Here is a 16,629-nt window from a genome sequence, read left to right as displayed (position 1 = left end):
GGGAAAACTTTCTAGGGGGGTAAGGGGGGTGATCTTTGAAAGGGGTGTAGGGGAAGGCACTGCCAAGGGAAGGACTCAGATCTTAAAGATAGATCTCTGTAGGGGTTAAAAATGGCATCAGACGTATAGACGTCCGTTTTTTAAAAATACCCCTCTCCTTGGCAGTGCTACCTGGTCGATAAAATTGAGGTAATGGCATGTTAACTATCACACCAAATTTTGCACAGGAAAGAGCACTGCGGTTATTGCGCAGCGAGTGGAAATCACACCGCACGTTCATGATCAGCAGTCCGACCGGCAGCGGTAAAACAGCGCTGGCTGCATTCATCACGCACGGTTGCAACAGCCGTGATATGCGGGTGATGTTTGTTGTGCCGTATACGATCCTGATTGAACAGACCGCAGTACGGTTTATCGATTACGGGATTCCGATGGAAGATATCGGTTTTGTCTGGCGTGATCACCCGAACTATGACCCGACACGGCTGATCCAGATTGCGTCAGCCGATACGCTGATCCGCCGTGAATTTCCGGACAACATCGATCTGCTGTTTATCGACGAAGCCCATCTGCGCCGTAAAAAATTGCTGGAAGTTATCCGCGATAATGAATTTAAGGTGATTGGCCTGTCCGGCACACCGTTTTCTCCGTTCCTGGGGACGTATTACGAAAGACTGATCAAACCCACCACGATGAAAGAGCTGATCGAACGCGGGGACCTGAGTCCGTATGAGTTTTACGCCCCGACAAAGCCGGATCTTTCTGCGGTTAAATCTACCAGCAGCGCAGAGTATGGCAGCGATTACAAAGAGGCTGACATTGCTGAAATTATGTCGGGTGCGGATCTGGTCGGTGATGTGGTCGATAACTGGCTGGCCAACGGTCAGAACCTGCCGACCATCTGTTTTTGTGTGACCGTCAGCCATGCAAATTTTGTCACGATAGCGTTTAACCGGGCGGGTGTGAATGCTGAGATTATTACCGCAGATACCCCGCATGAAGAGCGTCAGCTTATCATCCATCGCTTCGAACAGGGCGCAACAAAAATCATCGTGAACGTCGGCACACTGGTTGCCGGGTTTGACAGTGATGTCCGGTGCATCATTTACGCCCGTCCGACGAAATCGGAGATCCGCTGGGTGCAGTGTCTCGGCCGCGGACTGCGTAAAGCACAAGGCAAAGATAAATGCCTTATTTTCGATCACTCCGGATCTGTGCACCGCCTGGGTTTTCCTGATGATATCGAATATGACGAATTGCCGGGTAAAAGTGACGGCATGGAAGAATCATCTTCTGCCCGTGACCAGGAAAAGCGGGAGAAAAAGCCGAAGGAATGCACATCCTGTCACTACATGAAGCCTGCCGGTGTTTACGTCTGCCCGAAATGTGGGTTCAAACCGCTGGCCGGTGAAGATATCGACGTTGATACCTCCCGCAATATCAAAAAAATGGGTAAATCCGAAAAGGTTTACACCACAAGAGACAAGCAGAGCTTTTACTCTCAGCTCAAATATTACCAGAACATCCGCGCCACCGAAGGAAAGCCGGTCAGTGACGGGTGGGTCTCAAATACTTTCAGAGATAAGTTCGGTGAATGGCCGCGCAGCCTGCATGCCACACCGCAGGAAATAACCCCGGAGGTATCCAATTTCATCACACACAAACGTATTCAGTGGGTCAGGCGCAAACAGAAAGCCGAAGCACTGATGCCGCAGAGAATCGCAGATTTAAAACAGCAACTGAATAAAAACGCACAGCAGGGAGAATTATTGTGAACACAGTTGAAGCAGCAAAGGGGCAGTGGGATAAGATTTTTGCATACTACGGGCTGCCGCCGATCACCGGGAAACGGCATTTTACAGGAAAGTGCCCGATATGTGAGAAAAAGGGAAAATTTCGCATAGACGACCAGGATGGGCGGGGAACGTATATCTGCACCTGCAGTTCCGGCACAGGGTTTCAGTTACTGGAAAAAACACAGGGTAAGAGCTTTAAGCAGCTGGCTGATGAGATTGATCGGCTGCTCGGAAATGAACGGGAAAAAGAGGTTCCGAAGCCGGTCGGCAGCAATACCCGTTCAGACCGTGAAAAATTTATCAGTTGCTATGCTCAGATGCCGGATCTGAAAGACACCTCAGCGGCGGCCTACCTGCAAAACCGGGGCATATTTACGCTGCCGGCAGATCATATCCGGTTTTGTGAGAGACAACCGACCCGTAAAGGCATGGCGGTTATCAACTATCAGGCCATGTGGGCGCTGGCCACGGACTCAAAAGGCCAGTTGTGTTACCTGCACCGCACGTATCTGGACGGTGACCGGAAGGCCGATATCAACGTGGTAAAGCGCATGACAAAGCTGCAGGAAGATAATTATCTGGATTATGCCGAGTCAGTGGCGATCCGCATGTTTCCGGTAGCATCCACGCTGGGAGTGGCAGAGGGAATAGAAACAGCGCTGTCCTGTAAACAGGTTTACGGGGTAAACACCTGGGCAACGATTAATGCCGGATTTATGGATAAGTTCACTGCACCGAAAGGAGTGACTCACCTGATTGTTTTCGCTGATGCTGACTGGGGCAGCGCAACCGGACATGCTGCGGCTTTTGCCTGTGCCAAGCGTAACCTTGTTGCAAACAACGATGTGGAAAAAGTCAGTGTCCGCTGGCCGGATAAAGGTGATTTTAATGACCTGATCCGTGACGGAAGTGAAGTCCGTGAACTGACATTTTACCGGGAAAAGCACCAGGAGGCTGCGTAATGAAACTCGAAAGCGCATTAAAACAATTTCATCCGAAGTCACCGACATTCAGTGACAGCTCCAATTCCACGGCTCCTGACAGACTGAAAGGCATGGATTCGGCAGCGGCAATGGGTATGGCATCACAGCGGGCCGCATTCGGCATGCATGCGTTCTTTGGTAAAAATGATGTCAGTGTTGAGGATAAATTCAGGACTGTTGAAGCACTGACGCAGTACGCCCTGCGCACGGTGCCAAAGCTGGTGGCAAAAGCAGCCGGTAACCGTGTTGCTCAGTGCATGAAGATTCTGGCCACAATGGCATTTGAGGATTACGCCCGTTCAGCGGGTTCTGTATGCCAGTGTCAGGACTGCGGCGGAAAAGGGCTGATTTATCGCCGGAAAGAGGTGGTGAAGCATCCGGGTATCACCAATATAGAAGGCACTGTGATTGTTGCGCCTGTAGTCCGTAATGAGCTGGTAAATGAACTATGTACGACCTGCAACGGAAAAGGGCAGTTAACCCACAGGTGCCGCTGCAAAGGACGGGGTAAAGTGTACGACGAAGAGCAGAGCGAATTACAGGGTGCGCCGGTATTCAAAGACTGCCCGAAATGCTCAGGGCGCGGGTATAAGCGAGTTCCGTCGTCAGTGGCTTATCAGGCGATAAAACATCTTGTACCAGAGTTAACACAGCCAACCTGGTCACGGAATTGGAAGCCATTTTATGAGAGCCTGGCAGGAAAGTGCTACACAGAGGAAAGCGAGGCTGAGGCATTTTTCGGTAAAATCACACGGTAACTGTATATCTATACATTGAACTTGCTTTTTGCATAAAATTGCCTTATTATCTCTCAATAGTGGGATTTCTATACATATCCGCACTACACAAATTCTAAACCTCGCATTTGCGGGGTTTTTTTATGCCTGTAACATCCTGTATGTTTGTTATGCCCCTCTGTAGCTCGACACTGCACCGGGGCGTTTTTGTATCTGGTGCATTCTCTCTCACAAGAACAAAGCACAGCCAATGCACCGGGCTTTTTATTGCCTGAAATAAACATAAGACTTGCTGTTACGTTTGGTCAGAGTTACATGTGTATTTATGCACAATAACTGACCAAAGGTATAAAATATCATGTTAAAACAGAGTGATATGACAACAGCAGCGGCTTGTTTTTTTGAGGTGTTACCGGACGGGGTTTTCTCTGTCAGTGATGCGGCTGCCTTGTCAGGGCTTTCCCTGCCGCGTTGCCAACTGCTTCTTACTCAGTTCAGCCTTGCTGGTCTTTTGAAAGACTGTGGCAACGGTGAACTATTCAAGCGACTTTAAACTGTGAAATGGGCGGCTGGTGGGTGTTGGTAGCACCTTCCCAGCCATTTACCCGTTTGTGAGATCACGGATAAACCAAGGCCCACTGCTTGTGTGCACAAAGCAAAGGGAGCTTAACAAAAAAGGTTACCCGGATCTATGAAAAACACTGTTAATTTAAACAGTATTAATTTAGTCAACGACGACTCACTCAGCTATATCAAAACCCTCCCGGATAATTGCATTGATTTAATCGCCACTGACCCGCCGTATTTTCAGGTAAAAACATGTGCCTGGGATAATCAGTGGCCGGATGTTTCTGCTTACCTTTCCTGGCTGGACGAAATGCTGGCTGAATTCTGGCGGGTACTGAAACCAAACGGCAGCCTGTACCTGTTTTGTGGTTCACGATTGGCCTCAGATACAGAAATACTGTTACGGGAGAGGTTCAGCGTTCTCAGTCATATCATATGGGCGAAACCTTCCGGCCCGTGGCGGCGGCAAAACAAAGAAAGCCTGCGTTGTTTTTTCCCGTCTACTGAGCGGGTTCTGTTTGCGGAGCATTATCAGGGGCCGGTAAAAGGAAAAGGCAGTGAGTACCATCAGCTGCGGGATGAACTGAAGAAAAATGTGTTTACCCCGCTGATTGAGTATTTCCGGCAGGCGCGTGATGCATTGGGTATCACGGCAAAAGAAATTGACCAGGCAACCGGCAAGCAGATGTCTTCACACTGGTTCGGGTACAGTCAGTGGCAGTTACCGAATGAAGCGGATTACCGGAAATTACAGGCACTTTTTCAGCGGACAGCTGCAGAGTGTCAGCGAAATAACCCGTTATACCGTGAACATAATGATCTGGTCAGTGAGCAACATACACTCAGGCATGAATATCACGAACTGGCAGATCAGTATTCGCTGTTACGTCGATACTTCACGGTATCAGTTGATGTGCCTTATACCGATGTGTGGACATTCCCGCCGGTTCAGTATTACCCCGGAAAGCACCCCTGTGAAAAACCGGCTGCAATGATGGAGCACATCATAAAAGCCAGCAGCCGCGAAGGTGATTTGGTCGCTGATTTCTTTATGGGATCCGGAGCGACATTGAAAGCCGCACTGAAGCACAACCGCCGCGTTCTGGGTGTAGAGATGGAAGCAGAGCGGTTTGAGCAGACTGCAGCGGAACTGGCGTGTGCTGAGGTATTATTCAGGTAAGTTCGGGCGGAAGTTCATGGTATGTAATCCATGTACTTCCGGAGTTTCGGATATTATAGAATGCAAAATTTTTATAAAGTTTAAAATATAATTTGCTTAAGCGGAAGGTTTGTGGCTTAATGGTGTCACTGGTTTGGAAGTACAGGCCTATTTATGTTAGTCAGTTTAAAGTTTTTCACCATTTAGCGTTATCCCTGATACCACTTCATTGCGAATTCCTTCTAATTAATTCCCATAAGTAAAAATAAAAAACAAACCTCATATGCCTTATGGCAATCAAAAAAAATTAAAGGAAATTCTATGTCTAATACAATGACTGGCTCAGTAAAATGGTTTAACGAATCGAAAGGTTTTGGCTTCATCGCACCGGCTGATGGCAGCAAAGATGTGTTTGTTCACTTCTCTGCGATCCAGAGCGACAGTTTCAAAACGTTATATGAAGGTCAGAATGTTACCTTCAATATTGAAGACGGGGCAAAAGGTCCGTCTGCTGCAAATGTGGTGGGTCTTTAAGGCGCACCGGTGATGATAGCACTGTTCTTTCAGTGCCCCTGTTGCAGTGGAACACAATACCGAACTTCGCACTTTGATGTTTCTGCATCAAATCCGCATGGAGCAAAATGCATTTTTTGTAAAACGGTGATGCTGTTGTCCAGGCAATAGAAAAACTAAATTCCAAGGCCTGATAATATTATCAGGCCTTTTTATTATGTAGTAATTATTACTTATCAGGAAAAAATGTATTCTCTGAATAAATTTTCTATCAGGCTTCTTCACCCAAGGTACATTTTAACCTGGATTGGTATCCTATTGCTTTTCTGTTTGGTTCAGATGCCTTATCCATGGCTTGTGTTTTTAGGCGATAAGTTAGGTCGTTTTTCTGGTTTATTCCTGAAAAGGCGGGTATCCATAATTAAAAAAAATTTAGAATTATGTTTTCCTGACAGAAATAAAATCCAGATAGAGAGTATGGTCGCAAGTAATCTATCATCTTTAGGGATTGCATTATTTGAAACCGGTATTGCCTGGTTCTGGAATGACAAAAGAATTAATGAAATATTTAGAGTAACGGGTTGTGATAACTTTAATGATGTATATGACAGAAATAATGGTGTTTTAATTATTGGTATTCATTCCATGTCGCTGGAACTTGGGGGCAGAGTTATGGGGCTGTGTTTTCCTGTAAATGCGATGTATCGTCCCCACAACAATAAAGCAATGGAGTATATACAAACAAGATGCCGAAGCCGTTCCGGAAGTGGGATGATCGACCGTAAGAATCTGAAGTTTATGGTATCTGAACTAAAACGCGGGCAGGCTATTTGGTTTGCTCCTGATCAGGATTTTGGAACGAAAGGCACTATCTTCGCCCCTTTCTTTTCGGTAGCGAAGGCTTCAACATCAAAAGGTGTGGCAACTATAGCCAAATTATCAAAGTCCCCGATACTTACTGCAACGATGGTAAGAAATAATGAAAGTGGTAAGAGGCCTTACGAATTAATAATTGGTAAAGAAATTACTGATTTTCCGCGTGGAGATGACTCGGCAGATGCTGAGAAGCTAAATCAAATTATTGAGACAGAAATCATGCATGCTCCGGACCAATACTTGTGGGCACACAGAAGGTTTAAGACCAGACCTCCGGGAGAGAATTCTCTGTACAAATAAGTTACAGAGATTGCCATTGGGTGATCCCTGCTGTATCTATTGCTTATAAGCTTAAATTTCGCACTCACAGGTTTTTTATTGCCTGAAATCCAACTCGTAAGAGTTACTTACAGGTTCAACTTTCCGGAATTTCCGGATAGTTCACATGTTCGGTTATTCCGAACAACTGAATTACGGAGTCGTTAATGCGAAGTAAAGCAATAAGACGCCATCACGAGAAACGCCTCAAATCTAAGCGCAGCAAATATTACAATGCCGGATACGCCACTAAGCGCAACATCGGTATGTGTTACCGTACTCCCGCATTGTGTGGTTGCTGGATGTGCGCTAATCACAGAAAAGTATTCGGCATGAGCATCAAAGAAGTTCGTGACCGGCAGCGCTGCATTGATACAGAGCAACTGCGAGAAAACTTTTCGTAGTTCAAAATATCGAATGGTCCCAGGAACAACAGGATACTTTGCTGTGAGGCTCTGGTAGCGCGGGGCAGTCCGGCTGAACTAAATCAGCCACTCATTTCAGGTACAAAAAAAGCCGGTTTGGGAATAACCGGCATAAAGAATAAACGACATATAACTTTAGGTTTTTGTTACATTTCGATTATAACCTGAAAATGCGCATTTATCCGTAATAAGTTTGAAAAACGATTAAACATGCGAACGTGTCTTTTATAGACTTATCAATCAGATATTTATTGTGTGAATTAAAAGTATACGTATTACAAAGGTCGCCATGTGCGGCCTTTTCCGTTTACGTCGCCACAGTATCAATCACCTCGTTATCACTTAACACAAGAGCTGTGTGCGGCTTTTTACCATTAGCAACAATAAGAGCATTGGAATAAGACAGGCTCATTACCTAATCCGTATTCGGCCACAGTGCTCTTTTTATTGCTTTCCCGCCGCTGGTGGGATTACCAGAACAATGCCGCAGCCACCTCATTTTAACCTGTTTAAAACATATAACCCGGTTGCGGCATTACCCCTATCACTCAACATACGGAACACTCCGCAGGGGGTGGATATGCGCATGCCTGACAAATATTCCAGCCCTACAGCATACGCCTGGGGACTTATAACCTCTGCTTTTGGCGTTTTATCTCTGGACCAGTGGGCTATTGTCGCCGGGATCATCTGTACTGTCGGGACGTTCCTGGTGAACTGGTATTACAAACGGAAGGAATTCCAGCTGAAAGCCGGAGAACATCATGAATAACCGATTATATAAAAAAGTAATGGCCGCTTGTGCTGCTGGCGCGATTGCCGGTGCGTTGGTGCTGATTCCCGCGTTAGAAGGTGTCAGATATGAGCCTTATCAGGATGTGGCAGGGGTTTGGACGGTTTGTGCAGGAATAACCGGCAGTGATGTCATTCAGGGTAAGAAGTACACACAGAAAGAATGTGATGACCTTCTGGTAAAACACATGCAGCCAGCAATCAGGGCTGTAGATACGCTGGTAAAAGTCCCGCTGAATGATTACCAGAAAGTTTCATTGTACTCACTGACATACAACATCGGTGTCGCTGCATTTAAAAAATCAACATTGCTTAAAAAGCTAAATGCCGGCGATCAGGTTGGTGCTTGTAACGAACTCAGACGATGGATTTATGCCGGTGGCGTTAAATGGAATGGCTTGGTTACTCGTCGTGAGATTGAGCGCGAACTCTGCATGATGGAGTAATAGACATCAACACCTGGCAATTATCCGAAATAGCACCTGAAGGTGCTTTTTTTATGTCTTTTTTCTGAGTGTTCAGTAAGTGAGGCGGGATGACCATTGATTTGTTTTTATTGAGAAATGTTCTGCATTATGACCATGACACAGGAATTTTTACTTACAAAATCCAAAGAGGGCAGTCAAAACCCGGTGACAGGGCTGGTTATGTCCATAAGAGCGGGTACCGGTACATTGGTTTTTGTGGCAAAAGTTTTAAAGAGCACCGCCTTGCGTGGCTGTATGTGTACGGAGTATGGCCAGCGGGTGACATTGACCACATTAATGGTGAGCAGGCTGATAACAGGATATCGAATCTCCGTGTCACTAACGATGCGAAAAACTGCCTGAATAAGAACTGGCAATCATCTGTAAACAGGTCTGGCTTCAGGGGGATCTCATACCATAATCCGAAAACCGGCAGACCAAAGTGGAGGGTCCGAATTACACATGGAAAGAAAAGGTTGTCGGTAGGTAACTTCTATACATTACCGGAAGCTATAGCGGCGCGGATAGAGGCGGAAAATCGCTACTATGGTGAATATGCACCGTCAAAAGGATGCATGAAAGGTACGGAGAAAGCGGTATGCCACGGAACCCTTTAACGCTGATCATCATTGCTATCATTCTGCTGACTACCGCTCTGTTGGCGGGTTGTTATCTGTATTCACTACCGAATCACTGTAGTCCGCTGCCGGGTAACCCGCTGGACGGTGTGATCCATTATGAGTGTGAAGCGCCATGAACTGGAAAGAAGCGGTAATTGCTGCGCTGTTTATTACTGCTGCCTGGTGGGTATATGACACCTACCGGGATAACCAGCAGCTGAAGGTGAATAACACAACGTTGTCCGGACAGCTGTCAGCACAGCAGACGATAAATACCATCACGCTTTCAGCCGTTGCCATCAGACACCGCGCAGCACTCGACAATATCAAAGCCAAACAGGTTGAGGACATAGAGCATGTCAACGTTAAAACTGTTATCAAAACTGTTTTCAAAGACAGTGAATGCGCTGTTGCTCCTGTTCCCGCTGATGCTGTCAGTGAGTTGCGCAGATACGCGACCGGAATTAATACCCGCGCCAGTGGTGCCGCTTCCGCCGCAACTGACCGCCGATTGTGAGCAGGTAGAGATACCGGATGATCTGACGTTCGGTGGTGCCGTAGAGCTGCTGGCTGATGCTATGAAATACATTGCCAACTGCAATCACGATAAACGGGCAATACGGGAGATTGAAGCGGAGAGGCAAAAAAAAGCCCCAGAATAAAGGGGCGCATATGGAAGATTCAGGAAATAGTTATTGTTATTTTCGTGCTGAGTATATCCCCGATAATTCCGTAATTTCAATATGCGGAACAAATAAAAAATGCCCTGCTTTACAGGGCAAATAAGCAATTGATAAAGGATGTTTACTCTAACTACCGTGTTCAATATACAGGCAATTTTGTGAGTTAATCAATAGCGCTTCGCTAAATAGCGGGGTGCTTTTTTATGCGCGGCGTTGTCGCAGTCTCCCTGTGTTAACTATGACCCGTCCACCTTATGCGGTGAGTGCACGGGGAGAATCAAAAACAACGAATCCACGGTCAGCTACTACCGAGGTAGGCAGCAACGTCAGCTGCCGGAGCAGCAAGGCGTGACAGCCGGAGAGACGGCGGTATTCCGGTCATCATTTACGAGTGGTGAGCGGAATATAAAACAGAGGTGTCTATGGCAAATCTCACAGACCTGAGCAACCAGCTCCGAACCCTGCGGAAGCAGATACCCTTTGCCACTGCGCAGGCTATGACATCGGTCGTCAGAAAGATTGAGGGTGCTCAGAAGGTTGCTATGCAGCGCAATCTGGATAATCCGACACCATTCACGGTGAAGAGTGTTAAAAGCCGCGGTGCCAGAAAAAGCGACCTGAAAGCGAAAGTGTTCGTGATGAATACCGCTGCTGCATACCTTGAGCCGTTTGAAACCGGCGGGGTGCACAAACTCAACGGGTCTGCACTGCTGAACCCTAAAGACATCAAGCTGAACAAATACGGTAACCTGCCGCGCAATAAACTATCCAGCCTAAAGAGCAAAGAAAACACTTTCATCGGTGATATCGGTGGTGTTAATGGCGTGTGGCAACGGAAGAAAGCGAAGAAGGGTAAGAAAGGCCGGAAGCGCCTGCAGCGGTCACCTAACGGAACCCGCAGAGACAGGAAGAAACAACCAATGCCGAAACTGTTAATCCGTTTCGGTGATGCCCTGCCTGTTGAACCTGTGCTCGGATATCAGGACAGAGCAATGAAAATGACACAGTCGCTGCTGCCGCAGGAGATTAACCGGGCAATAGCAGAGGCGATACGAACAGCGAGGTGAATAATGAAAGTGACAGGAAAGTTGACTACTGAACCGGAAAATAAAGAAAATCATCCGATTTTTCAGTGGGGCAAGTGGCAGCGTCACCCATAGAATTTTTTGGGTCCTTCCTAAGCCTTTGATATTACACGGGCATTGCGCGCCGCGTTCTGCGGCTAGCTGTGAAATTTTGATTTTGTGTCCCATGTCCCATGACAGCGGGCAGGTGCTTTCATTTCTGATTCAGTAAGTTACGTAAAAAATTTCTGAGTTTTGTGTCCCATTAAATGTGGGACATGTCCCGCGCAATGTCCCATGTGTCCCGATGTCCCACGTCAGCAGGAAAATGTCCCATGACCACGATGAATATTTCCGACTATGCGAAGCATGCGGATGTGAACCGCAAGACGATCACCCGGTGGATGAAGTCCGGAAAATACATTGTGATGTCCGGTGATGAAATCGACGTGGAGGCCAGTGACCGGAATCTGAAAAAGTACCGGGACAGCAAAGACCCACGCACGAAAAATGCAGCGAAAAAATCCAATGCTCCGGAGAAAAAACCGGCAAAAGAAAAAGGCAGTTTTCAGCAGCGCGCCGAGTCGGTGTATGCCGGTCTGGTTTCTGGTGATGTGAAAGTCCGGGATCTGGAAGAGTCGAAAGCTATCAAAGAGCACTACTTTGCAGAGCTGGCCCGGCTGGAGTACGAAGAGAAATCCGGTCTGGTTCTGCCGTGGCAGGACATGATCGACAAGGTGGGGGAGGAGTACCACGCCATGCGCACCCGCCTGATTGCTATAGCCCCTGAACACGGCCCCCGCCTGCGGTCGCTGGCACTGACTTCCTCTGATACAGAGTTTGTGGCCGCGCTGCAGGATATTATTCATGAGGCGATGGAGGAATTGAGCCTTGACCACAGTGAACAGGGGGGATAATGCATGGCAACAATTCACCCGTGCACTGAGTCAGAAACGCGCTGTCGTCAGACCTCCGGAAGCCTTATCGCTGAGCGAGTGGGCGAACAAATACGCGGTGCTGTCGAAAGAAAACGCCGCACAGACCGGTCGCTTCCGGTCATTTAAATATCAGGACGGCATTATGGATGCCTTTACCGATCCTTCGGTAACCCAGGTGTCCGTGATGAAATCTGCCCGTGTCGGGTATACCAAGATTCTCGACCATGCTGTTGCTTATTACCTGTCGCATGACCCGTCCCCGATCCTAGTGGTTCAGCCCCGCGTGGAGGATGCGGAGGATTACAGTAAGACCGAAATTGCGCCGATGCTGCGTGATACCCCGGCACTGAAAGCCATTGCAGGTGAGGCCAAAGCTAAAGACAGCGGCCAGACCATCCTCAAAAAGCAGTTTTCCAACGGAGCCAATTTAACGCTGGTGGGTGCAAATTCACCCGGCGGGTTTCGTCGTATCACCTGCCGGATCATCCTGTTTGATGAAGTGGACGGTTATCCGTCCGGCGGTGCCGGTTCGGAGGGTGACCAGATTGCTCTGGGTATCAAACGCTCGGAAACATTCTGGAACCGGAAAATCGGCCTCGGTTCAACGCCGACCGTAAAGAATGTCAGCCGTATCGAGAAAGCCTATAACGAAAGTGATCAGCGGCACTACTGGGTACCGTGTCCGCACTGCGGCGAGTTTCAGATTCTGGAATGGGGCGGGCCCGATACACCGTACGGCATGAAGTGGGATAAGGATACTGACGGTAACGGCCTGCCGGATACCGCCTATTACGTCTGCCGCCACAATGGATGTGTTATTCACGACAGCGACAAACCGCTGATGATTAAAAACGGGGAATGGCGCGCTGAAAAGCCGTTTACCGGTCACGCCGGATTTCATATCTGGGCGGCGTACAGTCTGTTCCCGAATGCATCATGGCCGAATTTGGTGAAAGAATGGCTGCGGGTGAAAGATGATCCGCTGATGCGGCAGACCTTTATCAACCTGGTTCTCGGTGAGCCATATGAGGACCGGGGCGAAAAAGCCCTGAGTGAGCAAAAACTGCTGGAACGCTGTGAAGTGTGGGCGGCGGAAGTACCGGACGGCATCACGCTGCTGACTGCCGGTATCGATACACAGGATGACCGTTTTGAAATTGAGGTGGTCGGCTGGGGGCGCAGTGAGGAAAGCTGGTCAGTCGCACATGATGTGATTGAGGGGGATCTGGAAACACCGGAGCCGTGGGAGCGCCTCGATGCGTACCTGAAACAAATCTGGCGGCGTGCTGATGGTCGTGGGTTTGCCATCATGGCGGCCTGCATGGACTCCGGCGGACATCACACCCAGGCCGTTTATGATTTCTGTAAAGCGCGTCTCGGTCGCAGGATTTGGGCTGTCAAAGGCGAATCCGCCCGTGGCGGTAAACGCTCACCGATCTGGCCGACAAAACGCATTACATCCCGTTCGAAAGCCGGATTTAAACCGGTAATTATCGGTGTGAACGCGGCCAAAGATGCGGTGCGCGGTCGTCTGCATCTGGAACCGCCGGCAGCAGGCGAACCGGCACCGGCGTATATGCACTTCCCGGTTGATCGTGATTTGCAGTATTTCGGTCAGCTTCTGGCCGAGCGGTCAGTAATTAAAGTGTCCGGCGGTCAGCGGTACCGGGTCTGGGAGCAGATACCGGGGCGGGCAAACGAAGCGCTGGACTGCCGCGTGTACAGCTATGCCGCGCTGTGCGGCCTGATGTATATGGGGCTGAAACTTAATGCGCTGGCTGACGCTGTCGCCGGTAATCCGGAACGGCTTATTGCACCGGCAGAGAATCCGGAAACCAAAGTTAACCTTCGCTTCCCGGGGGCCATCATCCCGGAGGAAACCAATGAAAAGCCTCAGCGGAAGCGGATATCCCAGCTTTTGCCATAAGGAGTGTCAATGTCACGAATTACCACGCTGCTTACCGGCATGAGTGATGCGCAGTTAAAGCAGGCGCTTGTTCAGGCGCAGCAGGCCTATATCGATCTGTCAACCGGTGCCAAAGGCGTTTCATTTTCCTATACACAGGGTGACGGAACGCGGTCGGTGTCCTATCAGCAGACCAGCCTGGGGGATTTGCTGGCGCTGATCCAGACAATACAGGCCATGCTGGGGATATCCCGCAGGCGTCCAATCAGGGTGAGGTACTGATGACTGTACAAATCTTAGGGGCAGACGGGCGCCCGTTGCCACCTTCTGCCCCGAAAATGAAGTATGGAGCACTGTCCGGCAGTGGCAGAGTGCCGTATGACGCGGCGGATTCATTCAGTGATCAGATGGCGAACTGGCAGCCAGCGCTGTGGTCACCGGATAATGAAATTAACATCTACCGTGACCGCATTGTGTCACGTATGCGTGACCTGGCGCGAAATGACGGCTGGGCGTCCGGCTCAATAACCCGTGTCCTGGATAATGCGGTGGGCGCCTGTTACCGGCCGGTATTCAAACCCGATTACCGGATGCTCAGGCAACTGACCGGCAATAAGGCATTTGATGCGGTGTGGGCAGCTGAATACAGCCGGTTTATTACCGCGCACTGGCGCTCATGGGCGAATGACAAAGGCCGGTACTGTGATGTTGAACGTAAACAGACCGTATCGCAGATGCTGCGGCTGGCTTTCCGTCACAAGTTGCTGGACGGTGACGCGCTGGCGGTTCTGCAGTACCGTCCTGACCGGCTTGGTCACGGTAAGGCCCGTTATGCGACGACAGTTCAGATTATTGATCCCGACCGCCTGAGTAACCCGCAGCATAATTTTGATATGCCGAATATACGCGGCGGGGTGGAGATTGACAGCGACGGTGCCCCGATCGCCTATCACATCCGTGAAGCCCATATGGGCGACTGGTGGGCGGGTAAAAAAACCATGACCTGGAATCGCATTCAGCGTGAAACCTCATGGGGTCGTCCGGTGGTGGTGCATGATTTTGATATGGAGCGCGGTGCTCAGCACCGGGGGATCGGTATTCTGGCCCCTATCGTTCAGAAGCTGAAAATGCTGATTAAGTACGATGAATCAGAACTGGAGGCGGCAATCCTCAACGCTATTTTCGGGGCGTATATCGAATCCCCGTATGATGCGCAGATGGTGGCTTCCGCCCTGGGGGATACCGGCGATTTTACCGGTGATGAACTCAGCGCCTACCAGACACAGCGGACAGAATACTATCAGGACAAGCGTCTCAATCTTCAGAACGGCGCACGGATCCCGCACCTGTTCCCGAATGAAAAAATAGTCACACTGTCCGCTGCCCGGCCGACCAGTAATTTTGACGGTTTTGAGAGTGCGGTGCTGCGGAACATCTCTGCGGCAACCGGCCTGTCAGCCCAGCAGGTCACACAGGACTGGTCTGATGTTAACTATTCCTCAGCCCGTGCCGCCATGCTGGAAGCCTGGAAAACCCTGACCCGGCGCCGTGATGACTTCTCAAACGGTTTCGCACAACCGATAGCGGTGGCCTTTGCCGAAGAAATCCACGATGTGGAAGATGTTCCGTTACCGAATGATGCCCCGGACTTTATGGACGCATCAGCATCCTACTGCCGCGCGCGGTGGATGGGGCCGGGTCGCGGCTGGGTGGATCCGGTCGCAGAGAAAAAAGGCGCCATCCTCAGTATGGAAGCCGGTTTCTCAACACTGGAAATGGAAGTGGCTGAAAACATGGGTGAGGACTGGGAAGAGCTGGTCGATCAGCGCAGCTATGAACTTCAGCGGTTTAAAGAGCTCGGATTGCCGCCGCCCAGCTGGGCAGTGGCAGAAGAGTTTGCACCAAACCCCGATAACAAACAGGAGGCGAAGTGAATTTACCCCACCTGGCACAGAAGCTGTTTAACACGCCTCTTGCTATACACCCGCAGAAAGCGGAAGTGATTGTGTCATCACTGACAGAGCGGCTCGGTATCACGCAGATCCGCAGTACCATGATGGAAGACGATGACGGATATTTCAGTCGTAAAGCCCGGAAAGACAGCGGGTATGACGTGCTGGAGGGCATCGCGGTTATCCCGGTCTACGGCACGCTGGTTCAGAAACTCGGCACACTGCGGCCGTACAGCGGTATGACCGGTTATGACGGCATCCGCCGGGTCTTCCTGACCGCTGTTAACGATCCGGAAGTGAAGGGTATCTGTCTGGATATCGATTCTCCCGGCGGTGAAGTGGCCGGTTGTTTTGACCTGGTTGATTTGATTTATGCCGAACGCAGCAAAAAACCCATTCACGCCATTCTGTCCGAAAATGCCTTTTCCGCTGCTTATGCCATTGCCAGCGCTGCGGACAAAATTTGCGTCCCGCGCACCGGTGGTGTCGGTTCGGTCGGGGTGATCGTTATTCACTGTGACTGGTCACAGCGTATCAAGGATGACGGGCTGAAAGTGTCCATTATCACCTACGGGAACCGTAAAGCGGAAAGTAACCCGTATGTGGCGCTGAGTGACGAGGCGAAAGCGGCCATTCAGCACGATGTCGATGAAATGGGGCGTCTGTTTGTGAGCACTGTTTCCCGTAACCGCGGACTGTCTGAGACAGTGATCCGCAATACACAGGCCGCCTGTTATCTGGCAGCCGAGGGCGTACAGATGGGTCTGGCTGATGCGGTTGCCAGTCCTGATGTCGCATTTCAGGAACTGATGAAAGAATCCGGAGTAATTTAA

General features: G+C 49.6%; 19 protein-coding genes and 1 pseudogene. All 20 read left to right on the top strand.

Annotated elements, in window-relative coordinates; genetic code table 11:
* Positions 1–197 precede the first annotated feature (197 nt).
* The 20 genes and pseudogenes from AB7038_RS01580 (at position 198) to AB7038_RS01490 (ending at position 16,629) form a co-directional block, all read left to right on the top strand.
* Positions 198–1,775, top strand: coding sequence for a DEAD/DEAH box helicase family protein (locus AB7038_RS01580; RefSeq protein ID WP_369452637.1), 1,578 nt, complete (start codon positions 198–200; stop codon positions 1,773–1,775).
* Positions 1,772–2,758: a DUF7146 domain-containing protein gene (locus AB7038_RS01575; RefSeq protein ID WP_195433366.1), complete on the top strand. Its 987-nt coding sequence runs from the start codon at positions 1,772–1,774 to the stop codon at positions 2,756–2,758. The genes AB7038_RS01580 and AB7038_RS01575 overlap by 4 nt, the downstream gene beginning before the upstream one ends.
* The gene (locus tag AB7038_RS01570) at positions 2,758–3,537 is read left to right on the top strand and encodes an antitermination protein (protein WP_195433355.1); all 780 of its coding nucleotides are present in this window, start codon (positions 2,758–2,760) and stop codon (positions 3,535–3,537) included. Before AB7038_RS01575 ends, AB7038_RS01570 begins: the two co-directional genes overlap by 1 nt.
* Positions 3,538–3,874: 337 nt before the next feature.
* Entirely contained in the window at positions 3,875–4,069 is a 195-nt protein-coding gene (locus tag AB7038_RS01565; protein ID WP_163628271.1) for a hypothetical protein, read from the top strand.
* 138 nt (positions 4,070–4,207) lie between these two features.
* Complete coding sequence (locus tag AB7038_RS01560) at positions 4,208–5,263, top strand: DNA-methyltransferase (RefSeq protein WP_369452636.1); 1,056 nt, start codon at positions 4,208–4,210, stop codon at positions 5,261–5,263.
* 300 nt (positions 5,264–5,563) lie between these two features.
* Positions 5,564–5,776 carry a transcription antiterminator/RNA stability regulator CspE gene (gene cspE / locus AB7038_RS01555; RefSeq protein ID WP_112544615.1) on the top strand — a complete coding sequence of 71 codons (213 nt, stop codon included), beginning with the start codon at positions 5,564–5,566 and terminating at the stop codon, positions 5,774–5,776.
* 12 nt (positions 5,777–5,788) lie between these two features.
* Positions 5,789–5,911 (top strand): annotated as a pseudogene (gene ymcF / locus AB7038_RS01550) (cold shock small protein YmcF); the annotation flags it as partial.
* 90 nt (positions 5,912–6,001) lie between these two features.
* Positions 6,002–6,931 (top strand): LpxL/LpxP family Kdo(2)-lipid IV(A) lauroyl/palmitoleoyl acyltransferase, encoded by a 930-nt coding sequence (lpxL, locus tag AB7038_RS01545; RefSeq protein ID WP_186758856.1) that lies wholly within the window; start codon positions 6,002–6,004, stop codon positions 6,929–6,931.
* Positions 6,932–7,954: 1,023 nt separating this feature from the next.
* A complete protein-coding gene (locus tag AB7038_RS01540) occupies positions 7,955–8,146 on the top strand; it encodes a phage holin family protein (protein WP_024474664.1) in 192 nt (63 codons plus the stop codon).
* Complete coding sequence (locus AB7038_RS01535; protein WP_195433347.1) at positions 8,139–8,612, top strand: lysozyme; 474 nt, start codon at positions 8,139–8,141, stop codon at positions 8,610–8,612. Before AB7038_RS01540 ends, AB7038_RS01535 begins: the two co-directional genes overlap by 8 nt.
* 89 nt (positions 8,613–8,701) lie before the next feature.
* Positions 8,702–9,250 carry an HNH endonuclease gene (locus AB7038_RS01530; RefSeq protein WP_186722775.1) on the top strand — a complete coding sequence of 183 codons (549 nt, stop codon included), beginning with the start codon at positions 8,702–8,704 and terminating at the stop codon, positions 9,248–9,250.
* Positions 9,232–9,390, top strand: coding sequence for a hypothetical protein (locus tag AB7038_RS01525; protein WP_162894877.1), 159 nt, complete (start codon positions 9,232–9,234; stop codon positions 9,388–9,390). Before AB7038_RS01530 ends, AB7038_RS01525 begins: the two co-directional genes overlap by 19 nt.
* Positions 9,387–9,770: a hypothetical protein gene (locus AB7038_RS01520; protein WP_186758928.1), complete on the top strand. Its 384-nt coding sequence runs from the start codon at positions 9,387–9,389 to the stop codon at positions 9,768–9,770. The genes AB7038_RS01525 and AB7038_RS01520 overlap by 4 nt, the downstream gene beginning before the upstream one ends.
* Positions 9,682–9,915, top strand: a complete 234-nt coding sequence (lysC, locus tag AB7038_RS18165) for an Rz1-like lysis system protein LysC (RefSeq protein ID WP_046894973.1) — start codon at positions 9,682–9,684, stop codon at positions 9,913–9,915. The genes AB7038_RS01520 and lysC overlap by 89 nt, the downstream gene beginning before the upstream one ends.
* A gap of 443 nt (positions 9,916–10,358) precedes the next feature.
* Positions 10,359–11,003, top strand: coding sequence for a hypothetical protein (locus tag AB7038_RS01515; protein ID WP_186722850.1), 645 nt, complete (start codon positions 10,359–10,361; stop codon positions 11,001–11,003).
* A gap of 332 nt (positions 11,004–11,335) precedes the next feature.
* Positions 11,336–11,917, top strand: coding sequence for an RNA polymerase subunit sigma-70 (locus tag AB7038_RS01510; protein WP_247718825.1), 582 nt, complete (start codon positions 11,336–11,338; stop codon positions 11,915–11,917).
* Complete coding sequence (locus tag AB7038_RS01505) at positions 11,892–13,865, top strand: phage terminase large subunit family protein (RefSeq protein ID WP_195433339.1); 1,974 nt, start codon at positions 11,892–11,894, stop codon at positions 13,863–13,865. The genes AB7038_RS01510 and AB7038_RS01505 overlap by 26 nt, the downstream gene beginning before the upstream one ends.
* 9 nt (positions 13,866–13,874) lie before the next feature.
* Positions 13,875–14,126, top strand: a complete 252-nt coding sequence (gene gpW / locus AB7038_RS01500; RefSeq protein ID WP_004904843.1) for a gpW family head-tail joining protein — start codon at positions 13,875–13,877, stop codon at positions 14,124–14,126.
* The gene (locus AB7038_RS01495; RefSeq protein ID WP_375295728.1) at positions 14,126–15,778 is read left to right on the top strand and encodes a phage portal protein; all 1,653 of its coding nucleotides are present in this window, start codon (positions 14,126–14,128) and stop codon (positions 15,776–15,778) included. Before gpW ends, AB7038_RS01495 begins: the two co-directional genes overlap by 1 nt.
* Entirely contained in the window at positions 15,775–16,629 is an 855-nt protein-coding gene (locus AB7038_RS01490) for a S49 family peptidase (protein WP_260241821.1), read from the top strand. Before AB7038_RS01495 ends, AB7038_RS01490 begins: the two co-directional genes overlap by 4 nt.

The organism is Morganella morganii (genome assembly GCF_041099235.1).
Lineage (GTDB): Bacteria > Pseudomonadota > Gammaproteobacteria > Enterobacterales > Enterobacteriaceae > Morganella > Morganella morganii_E.
The sequence above is the reverse complement of the archived record's forward strand: the minus strand, read 5'-3'. Positions and strand labels throughout refer to the sequence as shown.